This window comes from Microbispora sp. H13382 (assembly GCF_014161445.1).
GTDB lineage: Bacteria > Actinomycetota > Actinomycetes > Streptosporangiales > Streptosporangiaceae > Microbispora.
Genome location: NZ_JABBXA010000001.1, coordinates 1 through 21,169 on the forward strand (window position 1 = coordinate 1; position 21,169 = coordinate 21,169).

Genomic DNA, 21,169 nt, shown 5'->3' on the forward strand with positions numbered 1-21,169 from the left:
ACGCCATCGACGACCACTCCCGCCTGGCCTACACCGAGATCCTGCCCGACGAGACCAAGGAAAGCGCCACCGCGTTCTGGTACCGCGCCCAGGCCTTCTTCGCCACCTTCGGGATCACCGTGCGCCGAGTACTGACCGACAACGGCAGCTGCTACCGCTCCCGCCTATGGCGCGACACCCTGGCAGCAGCCGGCATCACCCACAAACGCACCCGCCCCTACCGGCCCCAAACCAACGGCAAGGCCGAACGCTACAACCGCACCCTGCTCGACGAATGGGCCTACGCCCAGCCCTACACCTCCGAGACCCAACGCCGCGCCGCCCTACCCGCCTGGTTACACACCTACAATCACCACCGCGGCCACACCGCGCTGAACGGCCTACCACCCGCCAGCCGCGTACCCAACCTCATGGGACAGAACAGCTAGCTGATCTGGGGCGGGCTCGCTGATCCGCCCCCGGCCCATGCCTGACGGCCTGGGTATCTTCCGCCCGTAGGGCGCACGACCGGTCGTACGCGGCCTTCCGGAAAAATTTCGCCAGCGGCGTGTAACGTCCGCGTAAGGCGCGGCGATTCCCGGTTAGAGGTCGCTGATGTGTGTACCCCCGAGCACATATCGGCGGCCTCTTCCGCTGTCGGCGGCACCGCGGACGGTACTGGACATAACGGGGTGGCGAGGTCCATCACCCCTGCGGATCCGGGTACCGTTCGGTCTATGGCATCGCCTACTGGAACTTCCGACGCCCCCTTCGGCCGCACGCTGACCGCGATGGTCACACAGTTCGCTTCGAACGGCGCCGTCGACTATGAGGGTGTCCAGCGGCTCGCCGCCTATCTCGTGGACGAGCAGCGCAACGACGGACTGGTCGTGAGCGGTACCACCGGGGAGTCCCCCACCACCTCCGACGAGGAGAAGGACCGCATCCTCCGCGCGGTCGTCGAGGCCGTGGGCGACCGGGCCACGGTCGTGGCCGGCGTCGGCACCAACGACACGCGGCACAGCGTCGAGCTGGCCCGGGCAGCGGAACGCGCCGGCGCGCACGGTCTCCTGGTGGTGACCCCGTACTACAACAAACCGCCGCAGGAGGGCCTGCTCCGGCACTTCACGGCCGTCGCGGACGCGAGCGACCTTCCGGTGATGCTGTACGACATCCCCGGTCGTTCCGGGGTCCCCATCACGACCGAGACCCTGTTCCGGCTGGCCGAGCATCCGCGTATCACCGCGGTCAAGGACGCCAAGGGCGACCTGTTCGCGGCCTCGCAGGTGATGTCCTCCACCGACCTCGTCTTCTACTCCGGCGACGACCTGCTGAACCTGCCGTGGCTCTCCGTCGGCGCGGTCGGGTACGTCAGCGTCGTGGGCCACGTGGCGGGCGCGGAGCTGGCCTCGATGGTCGACTCCTACCGGTCCGGCGATGTCGAGAACGCACTGGCCGTCCACCGCCGGCTCCTCCCGGTGGTATCGGCGATCATGACGCGCACCCAGGGCGCGATCATGGTCAAGGCGGCGCTCACGCTGGTGGGCCAGGACGCCGGGTACGTCCGGCCGCCGCTCGTGGACGCCACCCAGGAACAGATCGCGGCGCTTCGCGAGGACCTCATAACGGGGGGTCTCAAGCTTGTGGATTAGATCAACAGATGGAGTCGAATGAGCGACGTGTACAGAGAAAACGAACATAGGGAACGACGCGTGCGCGCCGCAGGCGAGCGGCGCGGGGCGAGGGGGGCGGCATGAGTCATCCGCATCCCGAGCTCGGGCCGCCTCCGCCGCTGCCGGAAAACGGCCTGCGCGTCGTCGCGCTGGGCGGTCTCGGCGAGATCGGCCGCAACATGGCGGTCTTCGAATACGACGGCCGTCTGCTCGTGGTGGACTGCGGCGTGCTGTTCCCCGAGCCGGACCAGCCGGGCGTGGATCTCATCCTGCCCGACTTCGACTACATACGGGGGCGCCTCGACGACATCGAGGCGCTCGTGCTCACGCACGCCCACGAGGACCACATCGGCGCGGTGCCGTACCTGCTGCGGGAGCGGCGCGACATCCCGATCGTCGGCTCGCGGCTGACCCTCGGGCTGATCGAGAGCAAGCTGACCGAGCACCGGATGCAGCCGGTCAAGGTCGAGGTGATCGAGGGCGAGCGGCGCTCGTTCGGGCCGTTCGAGTGCGAGTTCGTCTCGGTGAACCACTCGATCCCCGACGCGCTGGCCGTGGCGATCCGCACCCCTGCGGGTCTCGTCCTGCACACCGGCGACTTCAAGATGGACCAGCTGCCGCTGGACGGGCGGCTGACCGACCTCGGGGCGTTCGCCCGGCTCGGGGGCGAGGGCGTCGACCTGCTGATGTCCGACTCCACCAACTCGGAGGTGCCGGGCTTCGTCACCAGCGAGCGGGAGATCGCGCCGGTCATCGACGACGTCTTCCGCAGCGCGTCGAAGCGGATCATCGTGGCGAGCTTCGCCTCGCACATCCACCGCGTCCAGCAGATCATGGACGCGGCCGAGAAGCACGGCCGCAAGGTCGCGCTCATCGGCAGGTCGATGGTCCGCAACATGGGCGTGGCACGCGAACTCGGCTACCTGAAGGTGCCCGGGGGGCTGCTCGTGGACTCCCGGGAGATCGAGGAGTGGCCGCCGGAGGACGTGGTGCTGATCTGCACCGGCTCCCAGGGCGAGCCGATGGCGGCGCTGTCGCGCATGGCCAACCGCGACCACCCGATCAGGATCGCCGAGGGCGACACGGTCCTGCTCGCCTCGTCGCTGGTGCCGGGCAACGAGACGGCGGTCAGCAAGGTCATCAACGGCCTCAACCGCTGGGGTGCGCGGGTGGTCCACAAGGGCAACGCGCGGGTGCACGTCTCGGGTCACGCCGCCGCGGGCGAACTGCTGTACGTGCTCAACCTCACCAAGCCGTCCAACTTCATGCCGGTGCACGGGGAGTGGCGGCACCTGCGGGCGCACGCCGCGCTGGCCGAGCTGACCGGGGTCCCCCGGGAGAACATCGTGATCGCCGAGGACGGCGTGGTCGTCGACCTCGTCGACGGCCAGGCGAGGATCGCCGGCGCGGTCCCGTGCGGGTACGTCTTCGTGGACGGCACCTCCGTGGGCGACATCACCGACGTGGCGCTCAAGGACCGGCGCATCCTGGGCGACGAGGGGTTCATCTCCATCGTCGTCGTCGTGGACTCCACCACCGGGAAGCTCACCGGCGGGCCGCAGATCACCGCCCGGGGCTCGGGCATCGACCCCGACGCGTTCGACGCGGTCATCCCGCAGCTCGAGACCGCGCTGCAGGAGGTCGCGGCGGCGGGGGTGGCCGACGAGATGCAGATCCGCCGGACCATCCGGCGTACGGTGGGGCGCTGGGTCAGCGACACCTACCGCCGCCGCCCGATGATCATTCCGGTGGTCGTCGAGGTCTGACGGACAATCCCGTTGTACTCGGAGACGGGCGTGGCGTAGCGTCCCGCCCGTGTCCGAGGTGAGGATCATTTACCGCAAGTACGGCGGTTCGCTGCACTGGCACCACCACGCGCGGGTGCTGGGCGAGGACGAGCACGGCGTCTGGGTCGGCTGTCCCTCCGGGATGATCGCCCAACGGGGGCACGAGCGCCCCACAGTGTTCGACTTCGCGTCCGTCATCCTGTTTCCCCGCGACGCCTGGTGGACGGCGGCGTTCAACGCGCCGCCGCACAAGGCGGAGATCTACTGCGACATCACGACGATCCCCGTGCGCGGCGACGCCCGGATCACGATGGTCGACCTCGACCTCGACGTGCTCCGCATGCGGGACGGCCGGCTGATCCTGGACGACGAGGACGAGTTCGCCGAGCACCAGGTGCGGTACGCGTACCCGGAGGAGATCGTCCGTCAGGCGGAGCGGTCGGCCGCCTGGCTGATGGAGGCCGTGGGGGCGCGCACCGGTCCCTTCGGCGGCGCCCACGACCGCTGGCTGTCCCAAGTGACATGACCGGGGATCACTTGACCGGGACCGGCTCGTCCACGGACTCGGGGATCACCTTGGGCACGCCGCGCAGCGCGAACGGCACGGCGACCGCGAGGACGAGCAGGATCGCCGCGCCGGTCAGCACCGTGACGTGGATGCCCTCGACGAACGCCTGCCGCGCGGCCTGTGCGACGGCCCCCGCGGCGTCGCCCGGCAGCGCGGCGGCGGTCTTCAGGGCGCCCGCGAGCGTGTCGCGGGCCTCGGCCGCCGCGCCCTCGGGCAGCCCGGGCGGAAGCGCCAGGCCGTTCCGGTAGGCGCTGGTCAGCACGCTGCCGAGCACGGCGATGCCGAGCGCGCCGCCCATCTCGTGGGCGGTCTCGGAGATCGCGCTCGCCGCGCCGGCCCGCTCCTTGGGCACCGAGGCGAGCACCGTGTCGCCGGTCACCGCGAACGTGAAGCCCATCCCGACGCCCTGGACGATCATGGCGGCGAGCATGTAGAGATAGGGCGTCTCGGTGTCGATCCGGCTGAACAGGATGAACCCGATGGCGGTCAGCACGAGCCCGAGGCTGACGATCGGCCCGCGTCCCCACCGGTGCACGAGCACCCCGGACAGCGCGCCGCCGACGCCCCCGGCCAGGCCGCCCGGCATGCCGGCGAGCCCGGCGGTCAGCGGCGACCAGCCCATGACCAGCTGGAAGTACTGCGCGAAGACCACCGACATGGCGAGCATCGCGAAGACCGCGACCAGTTGGGCGCCGACCGTGGCCGCGAACGCGCGCCGCCGGAACAGCGCGATGTCGATCAGCGGCTCGGCCAGCCGGGTCTGCCTGCGGACGAACACGACCAGCGCGGCTACCGCGATCACCGCCGCGGCGATCACGGAGGGCTGCGCGACACCTCCGGTCGTGGCCTCCTTCATCGCGTAGATCAGGCCGAGCACGCCCACGGCGGACAGCGGGACGCTGACGAGGTCGAGCCTGCCGGGGCGGGGGTTGCGCGACTCGGGCAGCACCACGAGCCCGGCGGCCAGGACGGCCGCGACGACGGGCACGTTGATCAGGAAGACCGAGCCCCACCAGAAGTGGTCGAGCAGCAGGCCCCCGGCGATGGGCCCGAGGGCGAACCCGACCGCACCGACGCTGCTCCAGACGCCGACCGCGGTGGTCCGCTCCTTCGGGTCGGGGAACACGTTGCGGACCAGCGACAGCGTCGACGGCATGATCGTCGCGCCGGCCACGCCGAGCAGCGCGCGGGCCGCGATCAGCAGCGGGGCGTTCGGCGCGTACGCCGTCAGCACCGAGGTCGCGCCGAAGGCGGCCAATCCGACGAGCAGCAGCCGCCTGCGCCCGATCCGGTCGCCGAGGTTGCCCATGGTGATGAGCAGCGCGGCCAGCGCGAAGCCGTAGATGTCGGCGATCCACAGCAACTGGGTGGCCGAGGGTGCGAGGTCCTCGCCGAGCTTCGGCAGGGCGAGGTGCAGCACGGTGAGGTCGAGGGACAGCAGGAGCATGGCCAGGCAGGCGATGACCAGCGTGCCCCACTTGCGGGAGGTGTCGTTCATGGCCGCCAGCGTGCGCCCGGACGCTGACCGTTCACCCACCGAGCGCTGACAGGTGCCCTTCGACGATGGTCAGCGCCGCGGCGTCCGTGCTCCCCGTGATGCCCACTGCGACGGGCACCCGCTCCTGTGCGTAGGCCCGGCCCTGGGCGTACGCCCGGTCGAAGGCGTCGCCGCCGAGGACGGTCCGGCAGCCCGCCTCGATGCGGGCGACGTCCGGGTCGCCGGCGGCGGGAGCGCCGCGCAGGGCGGCGGCCATGCCCAGCAGCCAGGCCGCCCGCCCGCGGTCTCCTTCCAGCAGCGCGACGCCGGCGACCCCCTCCGCGACCGCGCCGGTCATCCCGAGGCTGCGGGTGCCGGGCACGGTGGTGAGGGCGCGCCGGTGCCACGCCAGCGCCTCGGCGGCGGCGCCCGACATCTGCGCGGCCCAGCCGAGCGCCAGGTAGACGCGCGAGCGGGTCTCCTCCACGCTGAACCACGCGCTCGTGCACTCCGCCAGGGCCGCCTCGTAGCGGCGCCGGGCCTCGGTCACGTCGCCCGCGAGCCGGGCGAGCTCGCCGAGCCCGAGGAGCGCCGCCGCGAGGGTCTCCGGGGCGCCGGTCCGCCGCGACAGCTCGGCGCCGCGCTCGAAGTCGGATCTGGCGGCGTCCGCGTGTCCGGAGCGCATCCGCGCCCAGGCACGCCGGCAGAGGGTCTCCGCGACGTCCGACGCGGCGCCCAGCCGCTCGGCCAGGTCGAGCGCCTCGTTGGTCAGCGCCTCGACCCGTTCGTGGTCGCCCCGCCGGTCGGCGACGTCCGCCATGGCGGACAGCATGATCACCCGGAGCCAGATGTCCCCCACGGCGCGGGCCTCCCGGAGCGCGCCGGTGAGCTCCTGTTCGGCCTCCGTGAGCCGGCCGTCGAACACCTTGAGATAGGAGAGGCTGAAGCGGCTGAGCGTCCGCGTCCACGGGTCGCGGTCGAACACGCGGAACAGGTCCTCCATCGTGTGGAGCTGCTCTCGCGCGGGGGGACCGCTGATCATCGCCTGCAGCACCAGCAGGAACGGCTGCCGGGGCGGCATGGGCAGGAGGTAGGTCCGCCGGACGGCCTCGGCCACGAGCGCGTCCACGGCGGGGCCGCCCGTCCCGCCCCAGGCCACGAGGCAGGCGCACACGACGTGCTCCTCCTCCAGCCCCTCGGGCGGTGTGGCGCCGATCCCGGCCAGCAGTTCGGCGGCGGGCCTGGCCGCCTCGCCGCGCAGCCCGCGCAGCAGCCAGTAGCCGGTCGCGGCCGACAGCAGCCGCAGCGCGGGCGCCGCGTCACCCGCGCGTACGGCGCGGCGCAGCGCGGCCTGCAGGTTGTCGCGCTCGCCGTCCAGCTCGCGCAGCCACTCGACCTGGTCGGGCCCGCGCAGGTGCGGGTCGGCCGTGGCGGCCAGGTCCAGGAAGTACGCGAGGTGGGCCTTCCGCGTGGACTCGCTCTCGCCGGCCTCGGCCAGCCGTTCGGCGCAGAACGCGCGGATCGTCTCCAGCATCCGGTAGCGGTCGTCCACCACCTCGACGAGGGACTTGTCCACCAGGGAGGCGAGCACGCCGTCGGTGTCGGGCAGGCCGCACACCCGCTCGGCCGCCTCCATCGTCGCGCCGCCCGCGAAGACCGTCAGCCGCCGCGCGAGCGCGCGTTCCGGCTCGTCGAGCAGGTCCCAGCTCCACTCGACGACCGCGCGCAGCGTCCGGTGGCGCGGCTGGGCCGTACGGCTGCCGCGCGACAGCAGCGCGAAGCGGGGGGCGTCGCCCTCCGGTTCGGGATCGTCGGTGCCGAGACGGGCGGCGATCTGGGCCAGGGGCAGCGAGCGCAGCCGGGCGGCGGCCAGTTCGAGCGCCAGCGGCAGCCCGTCCAGCGCCCGGCAGATCCGCAGCACGTGCCCGACGTCGCCGGGCCCGAAGGCGATGCCGGGCCGTACGGCGGCCGCCCGCTCGGCGAACAGCCGTACGGCCGGATAGGCGAGGGCGTCCTCGACGGCGTCCTGCGTCGCGGGCTCGCCGCCGGGCGGCGGGACCCGCAGCGGGGGGACGGGACACAGGCGCTCGCCGGTGATGCCGAGCGCCTCCCGGCCGGTGGCCAGCACGCGCAGGGCGGGGCACGCCGCGAGCAGCCGGTCGGCGAGCCGGGCCGTCTCGTCCACGACGTGCTCGCAGTTGTCGAGCACGAGCAGCACCGGCCGCAGGGTCAGGGCCGCCACCAGGCGGGCGACGGGATCGGCCGTGGCCGGCCGAGTCCCGGAACCGGGGATGGTCACGGCGCTCTCGCGCAGCCCGAGCGCGCCGAGCACGGCCTGCGGCACGTCGGCGCCGTCGGTGAGCGGGGCGAGTTCCACGAGGCACACCTCGCCCGGCCACCGGGCGGCCGCCTCGATCGCCAGCCGGGTCTTCCCGGTGCCGCCCGGGCCGGTGAGCGTCACGAGCCGGGCCTCGGCGAGCAGCGCGCCGATGCGTCCGAGCTCGGCGTCGCGGCCCACGAGTGAGGTGAGCGGCACCGGCCGTCCGCCGGTCGCGGCGGGGGTGGGAGCGAGCGCCGGGTCGGTGCGCAGCACCGCGAGGTGGATCGCCGACAGTTCTGCCGACGGGTCGGCGCCCAGCTCGCCGGCGAGGACCCGCCGTGCGTCCTCGAAGGCGGCCAGTGCCTCCGCCGGGCGGCCCGCGGCGTACAACGCGCGCATGAGCTGCCCGCGCGAGCGTTCCCGCAACGGGTGCGCGGCGACCCGTTCCTGCAGCTCGGGCAGCAGGTCGCGGTGCCGCCCGAGGGCGAGGCCCGCCTCGGCGAGGTCCTCGGCCGCCGACAGGCGCAGCTCCTCCAGCCGGGCCGCCTGGGCGGGCGCGAACGGCGCGTCGGGCACGTCGGCCAGCGCCGGCCCGCGCCAGAGGGCGAGCGCCTGGTCGAGCAGGCCGGCGGCACGGGCGGGGTCGCCCGCGTCGAGCGCCCGCCGCCCCTCGGCCGCCAGCCGTTCGAAGCGCGGCGCGTCCACGTCGTCCGGGTCCACCGCCAGCCGGTAGCCCGCCGGCTCCCGCACGACCAGGTCGCCGAGGTGCTGGCGTAGCCGCGACACCTGGGCCTGCAGCGCGTTCGTCGCCCCGGACGGCGGCTCGGCGCCGTAGAGGCCGTCGATCAGGCGGTCGGTGGTGACGACCTTCCCGGCATTGAGGACCAGCAGGCCGAGCAGCGCGCGCAGCCCGGGCCCGCCGACCGGCACCGGGTGGTCGCCGTCGGGCCGCGCCTCTGTCGGGCCGAGGATGCCGAACCGCATGGCCATGATTGTCCCGCATCGCCCGGCCAGGCGCGGTGTGGAGCGGTGCGGCTCAGCGGCGGACCGCCTCCGCGATCGCCTTCAGCCGGGCCGCGGAGGCGAGGCCGCCGTGGTACCAGTGGATCTCGGCGGCGCCGGCCGCCGTGTAGGCCTCGGCCAGGAACGACAGCGCCGCGCCGTCCGCCGGGCGCGGGGGCAGGGCCAGCACGTACGCGCCCACGCGGGGGCCGAGCCGGCCCAGGGCGCGCAGCCCGGCCTCGTCCACCTCGGGGGCGTTCCAGCAGTTGCCGACGAGCAGGTCGACGTCCACCCCTTGGGGGACGGTCGCGAACGGGCCGGTCGCCCACGGGTCGGCGTTGGCGTGCAGGGCGATCTTCAGGTCCGGCCGGATCGCCCGGGCCTGCGCCAGCAGCAGGTCGCGCAGTTCGCCGGCCAGACCGGTGCGCAGGTCGCGCATCGGGTCCGCGAGGTCGCCGAGCGCGTCCTCCACCGAGCCGGGCGCGCCGTCGACGCCCGCCCGCACCCGCGCGCGGACCTCGGCGACGTCCATCCCGGCCGTCTCGTAGCGGCGTACGCAGGCCGCGCAGAAGCACAGCGACAGCAGCGCGATCTGGGCGGGCGACCAGTCGGCGCCGTCGGTCTTCTCATGGTGGCCGCCGTGGCGGAAGCCGAGGGCGCCGCACGCCTCCAGGATCAGCGCGTCGGGGTCGCCGATCTCGACGATCTCGTGGACCAGCGTGCGGCAGTAGTCGCGCACGTCGGCCGCCGCCGGGCACAGCGCGTACGGGTAGGTCTCGCCGAAGGCGTTGGTGACGACCAGGTCGGGGTTGGCCGAGCCGAGCAGCGTGTTGTGGGTCAGCACGGTCCACGCCTGGACCGGCAGCCCGGCGGCGCGCAGGGCGTCCCTGGCCTCCCCGAACGGATCGTCCGAGTCCACCCACGACGGCGTGCCGGGCACGAGCCGGTTGCCCTTCCACGCCTCCTCGCGTACGGGGACGTAGCAGGCCGCGTGCCGGGCGTCGACCAGCCGGTGGGCCGGATGGGCGGGGGTCGCGGCGCGGGTCGTGTGGTAGGACGCGGCGAGCGCCACCGCGTCGACGCCGAGCGCCTTGAGGCGCGCGGCGGCGCCGGGGTCGCCGACGATGTCCCAGGGGTAGGCGTAGATGACGTTCACCAGCGTGGCCTCCGGGCGGAGAAGGACGGGTCGACGGACCGCATGTACGTCGTGTCGTCGCGGGAGCGGACCCCGCACTTCTCATACTGCTCGTTCATGATTGCGAGGGCGTCGCGGTCGAGCTCCACCCCGAGCCCCGGGCCGTCCGGCACCGGGACCGCGCCGTCGACGAACCGCAGCGCGCCCTTACCGCCCGAAGACGGGACGACCACGTCCTGGCCGTCCTGCCAGGGGGTGTGGGTGTCGCAGGCGTGGGTGACCGCCGGGGTGGCGGCGGCCAGGTGCGTCATGGCGGCGAGGCTGATCCCGAGGTGGGAGTTGGAGTGCATGGACAGCTCGATGCCGAAGGTCTCGCACAGCGTGGCGATGTGCGCAGAGCGCACCAGACCGCCCCAGTAGTGGTGGTCGGTCAGCAGCACCCCGATGGCTCCCTGGCGTACGGCCGGAGGGATGTGCTCGGGGGTGACCACGCACATGTTCGTGGCGAGCGGCATCGGCACCTCGGCGGCGACCCGCGCCATGCCCTCGATGCCCTCGGTGGGGTCCTCCAGGTATTCGAGCACGCCGTCGAGCTCGCGGCCGACCCGGATGGAGGTCTCCACGCTCCAGACGGCGTTGGGGTCGAGGCGCAGCGGATGCTCCGGGAACGCCGCACGCAGCGCGCGGATCGCCTCGACCTCCTGCTCGGGCGGGAACACGCCGCCCTTGAGCTTGATCGAGCGGAAGCCGTACGCGCCGATCAGCAGGCGGGCCTGCTCGACCACCCCCTCGGGGTCGAGGGCGGCGCCGAAGCAGTCGTCCGGCGCGCCCGGATGACCGGCCCACTTGTAGAAGAGGTAGGCGCTGTACGGCACGGCGTCGCGCACCCGGCCGCCGAGCAGGTCCACGACGGGCCGGCCCGCCGCCTTGCCGCGGATGTCGAGGCAGGCGACCTCGAAGGGGGAGAAGATCCGGTCGACGGTCTTGGCCCGCGAGGAGGTGCCGGTCAGGCCGTGCAGGTCGGTGACGACGTCGGCCCCGACGAGGCCGGCCACGGTGGCGTACATCGCGTTGCCGCCGTAGACGTCGTGGCCGATCAGCGCCTCGGCGGCGGCCCGCACCCGGACGAGGTGGTCGAGGTCGCCATAGGTCTCCCCGAGACCGGTCAGCCCTTCGTCGGTGACGACCTCGACGATCGTGCGCAGCGCCCACGGCTCGTGGACGCCGGCGGCGTTGAGCAGCGGCGGATCGCGGAAGGCGACCGGCGTGACGTTGATCTCGCGGATCCTCATCCCACCAGCTCCAGCCCGGTCGCGATGAGCTTGTCCAGCCGGGCGACGTGCTCGGGGGCCGCGTCGACGAGCGGTGGCCGGACCCGGCCCACGTCGAGGCCGCGCAGGGCGACGCCCGCCTTGACGAGCGAGACGGCGTAGCCGGGCACGAGGTCGCGCAGCTCGACCAGGGGCCGGTAGAAGCCGCCGAGCAGGCGCCGCACCAGCTCGTCGTCCCCGGCGGTCACGGCCTTGTGGAAGGCCAGAGCCACCTCGGGCAGGAAGCAGAACACGGCGGAGGAGTACAGGCTGACGCCGATGCCCCGGTAGGCGGCCACGGTCATCTCGGCCGTCGGCAGCCCGTTGAAGAACGTGAAGTCGCGGTCGGTCGCCTCCCGGACGGCGAGGACGATCCGCTGCATGGCGTCGATGTCGCCGAGGCCGTCCTTGAACCCGGCGACGTTGGGGATCTCGGTCAGCGCCGCCGCGGCGGCGGCCGTGAAACGGGCGTTGGCCCGCTGGTAGACGATGATCGGCAGGTCGGTGGCGGCCGCGACCTCGCGGACGTAGCGCACCAGCCCTTCCGCGGGCGCGCTGACCAGGTACGGCGGCAGCAGCAGCAGGCCGTCCGCGCCCGCCTCCGCGGCCCTGCGCGCGCACTCGCGGGCGAACGGGAGCGCGCCGCCGGCGCCGCCCAGGACGGGAACCCCCCCGGCCGCCGACTCGACGGCGATCCGCACCACCCGCGCGTACTCGTCGATGCCCAGCGCGTTGAACTCGCCCGTGCCGCAGGCGGCGAACACCCCGCCCGCACCCTCGGCGACACCGCGCGTCACGTGCGTGGCCAGCACGTCCTCGGCCAGCTCACCGTCCGCGCCGAACGGTGTGACCGGAAAGAAGAGAACGCCGTCGAGCTGCATCCGCCCACTCCCTTGGGTGTCCATATATATGGACAAAGTTCTTCAATATGTCCACGACGCTAGCTGTGTGATCTCGCGAAAGTCAACCGAGGCCGTCCCTCGACGGCTCGGTGGTCAGGCCGGCCCACCTGTTCACGTACTCGAACTGGCTCTGCAATTGCGTTTACTTGCCAGCAAAAACGATAAAAATTGGCAATAGTTGCGTCAAGAATCTGTCTCGGGTCAGATATGTGAATCATGCCCGTACTTGTGAACAGCTGGGAATTGCTGCGAGACTGGCGCCGTTCGCCAATGACACGGTCCGTACGCCGCGCGGACGATCACGGGGCACCGCCCACGGCGCGGGCGCCCGGGCCGCGCTTGCCGCAGGGCCGATCCGACAGGAGGCACATGCGAATTCTCATGACCGGCGCGGCGGGCGGCGTCGGCACCCTGCTGCGACCCCGGCTGGCCGGGGAGGGGCGCGTGCTGCGCCTGCTCGACGTCGTCCCGCTGGAGGCGGGGCCGGGTGAGGAGGCGGTGACCGCCGACATCACCGACCCGGAGGCGATGGACGCGGCCATGGACGGCGTGGACGCGGTGCTGCACCTCGGCGGCCACAGCCTCGAACAGCCGTGGGCGGACATCCTGCAGGTCAACATCAACGGCACCTACGTGGTGCTGGAGGCCGCGAGGCGGGCCGCGGTGCGCCACGTCGTGCTGGCCAGCAGCAACCACGCGGTCGGGTTCTTCCCGCGCGACGCGGGCGAGGCCCCCGACTACCTGTTCCCACGCCCGGACACCTTCTACGGCGTGAGCAAGGTGACCAAGGAGGCACTCGGCTCGCTCTACCACGACCGGTACGGCATGCACGTCACCTGCCTGCGGATCGGCTCGTGCTTCGAGCGGCCCAGGGACGTGCGCATGCTGTCGACCTGGCTGTCGCCGGACGACTGCGCGCGGCTGGCCGAGGCGTCGCTCGCGGCGGACGGCTTCCACGTGGTGTGGGGGGTGTCGGCCAACACGCGCCGCTGGTGGTCGCTGGAGGAGGGCCGGGCCATCGGCTACGAGCCCAAGGACGACGCGGAAATCTACGCCGATAAGCTGATCGCCGAGCACGGCGAGCCCGATCTCGGGGAGCTGCCGCACTCGCTGGTCGGCGGGGCCTTCTGCGGCCCCCGCTACGACGTCGAGAATCTCACAGCGGGGAGCTGAGGTGACTGACCAGGTGAACGACGCCGTCCAGTCGGCGGTCGAGCGGGCCGCCGCGGCGGGGCAGGCGTGGCGGGCGACGCCCCCGGCCGAGCGCGCCGCCGTGCTCGAAGGCGTCGCCGACGCCCTGCTGAAGCACGCCGAGGAGCTGTGGCCGGCCGCGGCGGAGGAGACCCGGCTGCCGGAGGCGCGGCTGCGCGGCGAGATCGCCCGTACGGCCGCGCAGTTCCGGCTGTTCGCCGACGTCCTGCGGGACGGCGGGTGGGTGGAGGCGGTGATCGACCACCCCGACCCCGGCGCCACCCCGCCGCGTCCCGACGTGCGCCGGATGAACCACCCGCTCGGCGTCGTGGCCGTCTTCGCGGCCAGCAACTTCCCCTTCGCGTTCTCGGTGGCGGGCGGCGACACGGTGTCGGCGCTCGCGGCCGGCTGCCCGGTCGTGGTGAAGGCCCACGAGGGGCACCCCCGCACCTCCGACCTGACCGCCTCCGTCGTACGGCAGGCCCTGCCCGACCCCGGCCTGCTCGGGCTCGTGCACGGGTTCGAGACGGGGGCCCCGCTGGTGCGGCACCCGCTCGTCACGGCGGTCGGCTTCACCGGCTCGGTCGCGGGCGGGACGGCCATCCAGAAACTGATCGACGAGCGGCCCGACCCGATCCCGTTCTACGGCGAGCTGGGCAGCGTCAACCCGGTCGTCGTGCTGCCCTCGGCCGACCCCGCCGAGGTGGCCTCGGGGTTCGCGGCGTCGCTGACGCTGGGGGTGGGGCAGTTCTGCACCAACCCCGGCCTGGTGTTCGTCCCCGCGGACGGAGGCTTCGAGCCGGCCGTCGCCGAGGCGGTCGGCGCGACCAGCGGCGGGCCCATGCTGACCGACAAGATCCGCGAGGGCTACCTGCGGGCGTCCGGCCGGCTGGCCGAGCGGCTCACCGTGCTGGCCGGCGGGGGCACGGTGGACGGCATCACCCCGCAGGTCTTCGCCGCCGATCTGGAGGCGTTCGCGGACGGGCTGCCCGAGCTGGCGGAGGAGTGCTTCGGCCCGTCGGCGATCGTCGTCCGCTACCGCGACCCCGGCGACCTGCCCGCCGTGCTGCGCCGGCTGCCCGGGTCGCTGACCGCGACCGTCCACGCGGCCGCGCCCGAGGAGGCCCGCGACCTCGTGCCGGTCCTGAACCGGCTGGCGGGGCGGCTCATCTGGAACGGCTGGCCCACGGGCGTCGCCGTCTGCTGGGCGATGCACCACGGCGGCCCCTGGCCCGCCTCCACCGCCCCGGCGCACACCTCCGTCGGCGCGGCCTCGATCAGGCGCTGGACGACCCCCGTGGCGTACCAGGACTGGCCGGGGGATCTGCTGCCGCCGGAGCTGCGCGACGACAACCCCCTCGGCGTTCCGCAGCGCGTGGACGGCCGCCTGCGCGTCTGACGCCGCCGCACGCGTCTGCGCGCCGCTCCCGCCCGGGTTTTCCGCCGCTTCCGCTCGGGTTTCCGCGCCGCTCCCGCTTGGGGGCGGCGCGCACGCCTATCCGGGATCGAGTCCGAGGAGCCGGCCGAGGAGGGCGACCTGGTCGGCGTAGTGCCGGACGAACTCGGGGGAGCGGGGATCGACCCCGCAGACGCCTTCGACGACGTGCGGCAGCGTCGTGGTCGCCATCGCGGCGGCCATCAGCATGACGGTGAGGCAGGCCGGGTCCACCTCGTCCGGCAGCCGGCCGGCCGCCTGCCGGGCGCGGACCTCGTCCACGTAGTCCCGCAGCCGCTCCGAGCGCGGCGCCTGGTCGGGGTCGGTCGCCGGCCCTTCGTACTCCAGGCCGCTCCATGCCAGCAGCCGGACGCCGTCCGGGTCGTGCAGCACCTCCAGCGCGTACCGGCGGAGCTGCTCGGGCAGCGGCGTGCCGGGCGTCACCAGCTCGCTCTGGCGCTCCCGCCAGCGTTCCCCGAGGGCCCGATAGAGGCCTTCCTTGCCGTCGAAGTAGTACGAGATCAGCTGCTGGTTGACGCCGGCCCTGGCGGCGATCGCGCTGAGCCGGGCCCCCGCGTACCCGTGCGCGGCGAACTCCACCGTCGCGGCGTCCAGGATGAGCCGCCGGGTGCGGTCCGGGTCGCGCTGCCGTTCCTGGGGTTGGGGAGACCGGCGTGGCTTCGTGGGCACGCCCCGATCGTACAGCCGGCGGTCATAATCAACCGGACGATTGACACAATTTTAGGTTCGGTTGATTATCGGAGGGGCGGGGCCGGCGTTCTGGACGACCCCGCCGGGCACAGACGGGAGCCGCAGCGATGACCGGACCGTACGACCGCAGGACCGCCGTCCTCATCGTGGGAGGAGGCATCACCGGCCTGTCCGCCGCGCTCTTCCTCACCCGTCTGGGGGTCCGGCCGATGCTGGTCGAACGGCATCCGTCCACGGCGATCACGCCGCAGGCGCGGGCGTTCAACCCGCGCTCGATGGAGATCTACCGTGCCGCGGGCCTGGAGGAGGAGATCCGCGGGCGTCAGTCGATCCTGGCCGGTCTTCCGGAGATGATCGGCGCGGACACGCTGGCCGGGCGGGAGCGCTTCCGGGTCGACCTGCTCGCGCACGTCCGGCCGCCCGCGGCGGTCAGCCCCGCCGACTGGGCGATGATCGACCAGGACGAGCTGGAACGCGTCGTGCGCGCCCATGCCGAGGGCGGCGGCGCGGAGGTGTGCTTCGGCACCGAGCTGGTCTCCTTCGACGCCGACGACGACGGTGTGACGGCCGTCGTCCGCGACCTCGCCACCGGCGCCGCACGCCGCGTCCGTGCCGATTATCTGGTCGCCGCCGACGGCCACCGTGCGGGCGTCCGCGACCGGCTCGGCATCGGCGCGGACCGGCCCGGACCGACCACCGACGTGTCGTATTTCGTCTTCGACGCCGATCTGTCCGCCGTGCTGCGGGGGCGGCGCTTCCTGCTGGCCTACCTCGACCGGCCGGCGCCGGGCACGGTCCTGGTGCCGCTGCGGACGTACGGACGGTGGATGCTCGGGGTGCCCGCGCATCCGGAGCAGCCCCAGGGCGACTTCTCGGATGAGCGTTGCGCCGAGCTGGCCCGCCTCGCGACCGGGGTGGCGGACCTCGACGTCACCCTCGTGCCCCCCGTGCCGGGGCGGCCGGGAACGGTGTCCCGCAGCACGATCGGCGGCTGGATCGCGCACCGCTTCCGGGCCGGGCGGGTGTTCTTCGCGGGCGACGCGGCCCACGTCGTGCCGCCCGCGGGTTCGTACGGCGCGAACACCGGCATCGCCGACGCGCACAACCTGGCGTGGAAACTCGCCGCCGTGCTCGCGGGCCGGGCGGGACAGGCGCTGCTGGACACCTACGAGCGGGAACGCCTTCCGGTCGCGCGGCTGACGCTGGAGACCGCGACGCGGCACCTCGCCGGCCGCCGCACGGGAGGGGACGTCACCGGGGTCGACGACGTGACGATGATCTTCGGTTACCGGTACGACTCCGCGGCGATCATCCCGGAGACGCCGGCCTTCGAGACACCGGCCTTCGAGACACCGGCCTTCGCGGTGCCGGCCGAGGATCCCCGCGCTCCCAGCGGGCGCCCGGGTCTGCGCGCACCGCACGTGTGGCTGGAGCGGGCGGGGACCAGGCTGTCCACGCTCGACCTGTTCACCGGCGCCTTCACGCTGCTGACTGGCCCGGACGGCGGGGAGTGGGCCGCCGCGGCCGCGCGGGAGGCCGGGCTGGACGTCCATCGGATCGGCGCCGGCCTGCGCGACCCCGAGGACCGGTTCCCCGGTGCCTACGGCATCACGAAGACCGGCGCGGTCCTCGTCCGGCCGGACGGCTTCGTCGCCTGGCGCGCACGCGAACTGCCCGCGCTCCCGGGGCGCCTGTTACGGGATGTGCTGACGCGCCTGCTCGGCCTGGACACCGCGCCGCCCGACCGGCCGGTCCTGCCGGCCTGGCCCGGCCCTCCGCCGCCCCGATAACCTGGACTTCCAGGTGCGAGGATCGGGGGTCTCGCCATGGCCGACGTGGTGGACCGGTATTTCAGCGCGTACAACGCCCACGACCTGGACGCGGTCATGCGGTGCTACTGCGCCAAGCCCGTCACGGTCGTCCCGGGCGGGCCGGCGGAGGGCCGCTCGGAGGTGGCGTCCTACCACACCGGCATCTGGCAGGCCTTCCCCGACGTCCACGTCACGGTGCTGCAGAAGGTCGCGGACGGCGGGACCACGGCGGTCGCCGCAGTGGGGACCGGCAGGCACACCGGGCCGTTCCCGATCACCACGGGCGAGGTCCTCCAGGCCACCGGGCGGTACGTCAGCGTACGGTGCTGCTGGTTCTTCGGCACCGAGGGCGGCCTGATCGTCGACCAGCAGGTCTTCTACGACCAGCTTGAGCTGTATCTCCAGCTCGGGCTCCCGCTGGCCCGCCTCGGCGTGTGACGCGGGGGGACGCGCGGCCCCTCCGGGTGGAGGGGCCGCACGCCGCCGGCCGTCAGTGGATCTCGCCGGCCCCGGCGTGCCGGGAGACCTCCCTGCGCACGGTCGCGGCGGGGTCGACGGTCGTGTGGAGGGTCGGGGTCCAGCCCGCGTCGGAGCCGAGGTCGGGGTCGTTCTTGGCGTTGTAGGCGGCGACCAGGTCGAGCGGGGTCTCCCTGCCGCCGACCCGCAGCAGGTTGCCCTTGGCCGTCAGCGTCGTGCCGCCCCAGTTGTAGAGCAGGTCGGCGGGGTCGACGCCCCGGCTCAGCCGGAAGTAGTTGTTCTCCGCGTAGATCTGGGACTCCACACCCACGCCCAGCGCGTACTCGAAGGGCCCGGCGTCGGGCACCTGGTAGTAGTTGTTGTAGACGTGCACCTTGCCGAAGCGGACGCGCGGCAGCCGCTGGAGGTTGTTGTAGAACTCGTTGTGGTGCACGGTGACGCTGAGCTTGCCCCGGTCGGTCGCGGGGTTGTTGGTCGAGCCGATCAGCATGGTCTTGTCGTGGTCCGTGAACTTGTTCCATGACACGGTCACGAAGTCGGACCCGGCCGTGATGTCCGCCTGGCCGTCGTGCACCTGGTAGGGCCGGCCGAAGTAGACCGGCTGCGCCGAGTCGGGGTTGTCCCCGTCGCTGAACGTGTTGTGGTCGATCCAGACGTGGGTCGAGCCGGTGACCGAGATGTTGTCGTAGAGGGAGTTCCAGTTGCCCTCGGCGCCGTCGGTGGGGTCCCACTGGGGGAAGCAGTCGGCGGCGTCCTCGAACCGGATGTTGCGGATGATGACGTTGTCGGCCTTGTCCACGTGCAGGTTGACGCCCCGGATGGTCGCTCCGGGCAGGCCCACGATGGTGGTGCCGGACGGCACCTTGAGCTTGATGTACTTCGTCTGCGCCGCGGCGGAGGCGGCCCGCGCGTCCTCCAGCGGCCCGGACGGCTCGGTGTCGCGGCCCCACACGGCCGGGTCGTACGCCGCGAGGTAGCCGGCCAGCGTGTAGCCGCCGGTGGCGAAGTCCGCGCAGGTCCTGTCGACGTCGACGACGCCCTTGACGTAGATGATGCGGGGGCCGGGGGAGGCGAGGGCCGCGGCCAGGCCGGCGCGGTCGGTGACCACGCGGACGTTGGCGGCGGGGGCCGCCGCGCCGCCGGTGGTGCCGGTGCCGGCCGAGGCCCAGCCGTCGCCCGCGGGCAGCGTCTGCCTGCCGAGGTCGGGCCGCGGGGCGGCCGCGGCGGGGCCCGCCCCGAGCACGGGGACGGCGGCCGCGACCGCGAGGGCGGCCGACAGGAGTAGGGATCTTCCGGGCATGACTGTCTCCGTTCTGCGATCGCTCCCCCGAAACTCGTCGCCCGGCGCTCAGGCCGGATCGGGCGACCGCTCCAGTTCGTCGAGAAGGGCGAGACCGCGGTCGATCAGCGCGGCGAGCCTGTCGATGTGCTCGGGGCTGGGATCGGACAGCGGCCGGCGGACGGGTCCCACGTCCAGACCACGCAGGCGTACGCCCGCCTTGATGAGCGAGACGGCGTATCCCGGGCCCTCGCCGCGCAGGTCGACCAGGGGCCGGTAGAAGCCCTCGATCAGACGGGTCGCGACGTCGTCGCGACCGTCCCGCAGCGCCTCGTAGCAGGCGAGCGCGAGGCCGGGGAGGAAGCAGAAGACGGCGGAGGAGTAGCGGACCACGCCGAGGTCCCGGTAGCCGGCCTGGGACAGCTCCGCCGTCGGCAGGCCGTTGAAGTACAGCATGGAGGGCGGGGCGGCCTCGATGATCCGGCGCATGAGGCCGAGGTCGCCGTAGCCGTCCTTGAGCCCGATGACACCCGGGTGCTCCGCGAGCGCCGCGACCGTCTCCGGCTCGAAGACGGCGTTGTCGCGCTGGTAGAGGATGACCGGCAGCCGGGTGCCGTCCGCGATCGCCTCGTAGTGGCGGCGCAGGCCGTGCTGGCCCGCCTGCACGAGGTACGGCGGCAGCGCGAGCAGGGCCGAGGCCCCGCCGTCCTCGGCCGCTCTGGCGAACTCCAGGGCCATCGCGGTGCCGTAGCCGATCCCGGCGACCACCGGGACGCGCCCGGCGGCCTCCTCGACGGCCGCGGCCACGCAGGCGGCGTAGTCCCGCAGGCTGAGCGAGGGGAACTCGCCGGTGCCGCAGCAGGCGAACACCGCGCCGCACCCCGCCTCGACGCCCTGCCGTACGTGCCGGCGGAACACCTCGAGGTCGAGCCGCTCCTCCTCGTCGCACGGCGTGACCGGGAAGAACAGCAGGCCGTCGAATGTCACCGGCATTCTCCGTCATCCTCCTGCGTCATCCATCTGAACCTGATTCATATTCGTGAACACCGGGAACGTACGGCGCGCGGCGGCGCGTGGTCAAGACGCGCACCCAAAGAGGGCGAATGTTTCGAAAAGGACACGGGTCCTTGACAGGACCGAGGCCCGAACATCAACGTTGATCCGTCCACGCTTGTGAACAAAGTTCAGGAATATGTCCTGACCGAGTTCCGAAAAGTCACAGAGGAGATGCGCCGGTGACGACGATGCGCCGCAGGGCCGTGCCGTACCTGCTGATCTCGCCGACGGTCGCGCTCATCGCGGCGTTCCTCGTCTATCCCATCGGCAGCGTCGCGTACTACAGCCTGCAGCACCAGAACCTCACCAGGCCATGGGCCAACGGCTTCGCCGGGCTGGACAACTTCCGGCGGATGCTGTTCGAGGACGAGCTGTTCTGGCAGAGCCTCGGTTTCACCGCAAAGTGGGTGATCGTCGAGGTCGGCCTGCAGCTGCTCCTCGGACTCGCGCTCGCCCTCATCGTCAATGAAAGTTTCATCGGCCGGGGGCTCGCCCGGTCGCTGGTCTTCTCGCCGTGGGCCGTCTCCGGGGTGCTGACGACGGGCATCTGGATCCTGCTCTACACCCCCAGCACCGGAGTGCTGCGGTTTCTCGGGCAGCCGGAGGCGGCGGTCCTCGGCAACCCCGACACGGTCTTCCCGGCCGTCGTGGTCACCGAGTTGTGGCGCGGCGTGCCGTTCTTCGCGATCCTCCTGCTCGCCGGCCTGCAGGGCATCCCGGGCGAGCTGTACGAGGCCGCGGCGGTGGACGGGGCGGGCCGGACGAGGCGCTTCTTCCACGTCACGCTGCCGCACCTGCGGGACGCGATCGTGCTGGCCACCCTGCTGCGCGGGGTCTGGGAGTTCAACAACGTCGACCTGCTCTACACGCTCACCGGCGGCGGTCCCGCACAGGCGACGACCACGTTGCCGCTGTACGTGGCCCAGCGCGCCGTCGACTCCAAGGACTTCGGGTACGGCTCGGCGCTGACGATGGCGGGCTTCGTGATCCTGCTGTTCTGCTCCATCCTCTACCTCCGGCTGAACCGGTTCGGGGAGGACCGAGACCGATGAAGAG

The 21,169-nt window shown here is 72.9% G+C and carries 17 protein-coding genes; 9 read left to right on the forward strand and 8 right to left on the reverse strand.

The window, feature by feature from the left end; translation table 11 throughout:
• From HHX41_RS00005 to HHX41_RS00020, 4 genes are all read left to right on the forward strand, one after another.
• Positions 1-428 (forward strand): integrase core domain-containing protein (locus tag HHX41_RS00005; protein WP_182904319.1); only part of this gene is annotated, 428 nt, incomplete at its 5' end.
• 288 nt (positions 429-716) lie between these two features.
• Positions 717-1,631: a 4-hydroxy-tetrahydrodipicolinate synthase gene (dapA, locus tag HHX41_RS00010; RefSeq protein WP_182904320.1), complete on the forward strand. Its 915-nt coding sequence runs from the start codon at positions 717-719 to the stop codon at positions 1,629-1,631.
• 101 nt (positions 1,632-1,732) lie between these two features.
• The gene (locus HHX41_RS00015; RefSeq protein ID WP_169979500.1) at positions 1,733-3,418 is read left to right on the forward strand and encodes a ribonuclease J; all 1,686 of its coding nucleotides are present in this window, start codon (positions 1,733-1,735) and stop codon (positions 3,416-3,418) included.
• 49 nt (positions 3,419-3,467) lie between these two features.
• On the forward strand, positions 3,468-3,965 hold the full coding sequence (locus tag HHX41_RS00020; protein WP_169979499.1) for a DUF402 domain-containing protein: 498 nt from the start codon (positions 3,468-3,470) through the stop codon (positions 3,963-3,965).
• 7 nt (positions 3,966-3,972) lie between these two features.
• Here HHX41_RS00020 and HHX41_RS00025 read toward each other — a convergent pair whose 3' ends face one another.
• The 5 genes from HHX41_RS00025 to HHX41_RS00045 are packed head-to-tail and all read right to left on the reverse strand — an operon-like array spanning position 3,973 to position 12,132.
• Entirely contained in the window at positions 3,973-5,505 is a 1,533-nt protein-coding gene (locus HHX41_RS00025) for a DHA2 family efflux MFS transporter permease subunit (RefSeq protein WP_182904321.1), read from the reverse strand.
• Positions 5,506-5,536: 31 nt separating this feature from the next.
• The gene (locus tag HHX41_RS00030; protein ID WP_182904322.1) at positions 5,537-8,788 is read right to left on the reverse strand and encodes a BTAD domain-containing putative transcriptional regulator; all 3,252 of its coding nucleotides are present in this window, start codon (positions 8,786-8,788) and stop codon (positions 5,537-5,539) included.
• 52 nt (positions 8,789-8,840) lie between these two features.
• The gene (locus tag HHX41_RS00035) at positions 8,841-9,962 is read right to left on the reverse strand and encodes a hypothetical protein (RefSeq protein WP_182904323.1); all 1,122 of its coding nucleotides are present in this window, start codon (positions 9,960-9,962) and stop codon (positions 8,841-8,843) included.
• Positions 9,959-11,233: a glucarate dehydratase family protein gene (locus tag HHX41_RS00040; protein WP_182904324.1), complete on the reverse strand. Its 1,275-nt coding sequence runs from the start codon at positions 11,231-11,233 to the stop codon at positions 9,959-9,961. The genes HHX41_RS00035 and HHX41_RS00040 overlap by 4 nt, the downstream gene beginning before the upstream one ends.
• Entirely contained in the window at positions 11,230-12,132 is a 903-nt protein-coding gene (locus HHX41_RS00045; RefSeq protein WP_182904325.1) for a 5-dehydro-4-deoxyglucarate dehydratase, read from the reverse strand. Before HHX41_RS00045 ends, HHX41_RS00040 begins: the two co-directional genes overlap by 4 nt.
• Before the next feature lie 390 nt (positions 12,133-12,522).
• On the opposite strand from HHX41_RS00045, the gene HHX41_RS00050 reads away from it, so the two are divergent.
• Both HHX41_RS00050 and HHX41_RS00055 read left to right on the forward strand, forming a co-directional pair.
• A complete protein-coding gene (locus tag HHX41_RS00050; protein ID WP_169979486.1) occupies positions 12,523-13,326 on the forward strand; it encodes an NAD(P)-dependent oxidoreductase in 804 nt (267 codons plus the stop codon).
• 1 nt (position 13,327) lies between these two features.
• Entirely contained in the window at positions 13,328-14,743 is a 1,416-nt protein-coding gene (locus HHX41_RS00055) for an aldehyde dehydrogenase (NADP(+)) (protein ID WP_310741679.1), read from the forward strand.
• A 96-nt stretch (positions 14,744-14,839) separates the two neighbouring features.
• On the opposite strand, the gene HHX41_RS00060 is transcribed toward HHX41_RS00055, so the two are convergent.
• The gene (locus tag HHX41_RS00060; RefSeq protein ID WP_182904326.1) at positions 14,840-15,469 is read right to left on the reverse strand and encodes a TetR/AcrR family transcriptional regulator; all 630 of its coding nucleotides are present in this window, start codon (positions 15,467-15,469) and stop codon (positions 14,840-14,842) included.
• A 128-nt stretch (positions 15,470-15,597) separates the two neighbouring features.
• Here HHX41_RS00060 and HHX41_RS00065 point away from each other — a divergent pair, with 128 nt between their 5' ends.
• Both HHX41_RS00065 and HHX41_RS00070 read left to right on the forward strand, forming a co-directional pair.
• Complete coding sequence (locus HHX41_RS00065) at positions 15,598-17,280, forward strand: FAD-dependent monooxygenase (protein WP_182904327.1); 1,683 nt, start codon at positions 15,598-15,600, stop codon at positions 17,278-17,280.
• A gap of 36 nt (positions 17,281-17,316) precedes the next feature.
• A complete protein-coding gene (locus HHX41_RS00070) occupies positions 17,317-17,739 on the forward strand; it encodes an ester cyclase (RefSeq protein ID WP_182904328.1) in 423 nt (140 codons plus the stop codon).
• Between the two features lie 52 nt (positions 17,740-17,791).
• On the opposite strand, the gene HHX41_RS00075 is transcribed toward HHX41_RS00070, so the two are convergent.
• Positions 17,792-19,078, reverse strand: a complete 1,287-nt coding sequence (locus HHX41_RS00075; protein ID WP_182904329.1) for a polysaccharide lyase family 1 protein — start codon at positions 19,076-19,078, stop codon at positions 17,792-17,794.
• Between the two features lie 48 nt (positions 19,079-19,126).
• Complete coding sequence (locus HHX41_RS00080) at positions 19,127-20,050, reverse strand: 5-dehydro-4-deoxyglucarate dehydratase (protein ID WP_182904330.1); 924 nt, start codon at positions 20,048-20,050, stop codon at positions 19,127-19,129.
• Between the two features lie 251 nt (positions 20,051-20,301).
• On the opposite strand from HHX41_RS00080, the gene HHX41_RS00085 reads away from it, so the two are divergent.
• The gene (locus tag HHX41_RS00085) at positions 20,302-21,165 is read left to right on the forward strand and encodes a carbohydrate ABC transporter permease (protein ID WP_169979830.1); all 864 of its coding nucleotides are present in this window, start codon (positions 20,302-20,304) and stop codon (positions 21,163-21,165) included.
• Positions 21,166-21,169 lie beyond the last annotated feature (4 nt).

Excerpts from the sequence above, each read along its gene's own strand:
- HHX41_RS00075 (WP_182904329.1), bottom strand. The coding sequence starts at position 19,078 with ATGCCCGGAAGATCCCTACTCCTGTCGGCCGCCCTCGCGGTCGCGGCC.
- HHX41_RS00080 (WP_182904330.1), bottom strand. The coding sequence starts at position 20,050 with ATGCCGGTGACATTCGACGGCCTGCTGTTCTTCCCGGTCACGCCGTGC.
- dapA (WP_182904320.1), top strand. The coding sequence starts at position 717 with ATGGCATCGCCTACTGGAACTTCCGACGCCCCCTTCGGCCGCACGCTG.
- HHX41_RS00065 (WP_182904327.1), top strand. The coding sequence starts at position 15,598 with ATGACCGGACCGTACGACCGCAGGACCGCCGTCCTCATCGTGGGAGGA.
- HHX41_RS00070 (WP_182904328.1), top strand. The coding sequence starts at position 17,317 with ATGGCCGACGTGGTGGACCGGTATTTCAGCGCGTACAACGCCCACGAC.
- HHX41_RS00040 (WP_182904324.1), bottom strand. The coding sequence starts at position 11,233 with ATGAGGATCCGCGAGATCAACGTCACGCCGGTCGCCTTCCGCGATCCG.
- HHX41_RS00025 (WP_182904321.1), bottom strand. The coding sequence starts at position 5,505 with ATGAACGACACCTCCCGCAAGTGGGGCACGCTGGTCATCGCCTGCCTG.
- HHX41_RS00030 (WP_182904322.1), bottom strand. The coding sequence starts at position 8,788 with ATGCGGTTCGGCATCCTCGGCCCGACAGAGGCGCGGCCCGACGGCGAC.
- HHX41_RS00050 (WP_169979486.1), top strand. The coding sequence starts at position 12,523 with ATGCGAATTCTCATGACCGGCGCGGCGGGCGGCGTCGGCACCCTGCTG.
- HHX41_RS00045 (WP_182904325.1), bottom strand. The coding sequence starts at position 12,132 with ATGCAGCTCGACGGCGTTCTCTTCTTTCCGGTCACACCGTTCGGCGCG.
- HHX41_RS00015 (WP_169979500.1), top strand. The coding sequence starts at position 1,733 with ATGAGTCATCCGCATCCCGAGCTCGGGCCGCCTCCGCCGCTGCCGGAA.
- HHX41_RS00085 (WP_169979830.1), top strand. The coding sequence starts at position 20,302 with ATGCGCCGCAGGGCCGTGCCGTACCTGCTGATCTCGCCGACGGTCGCG.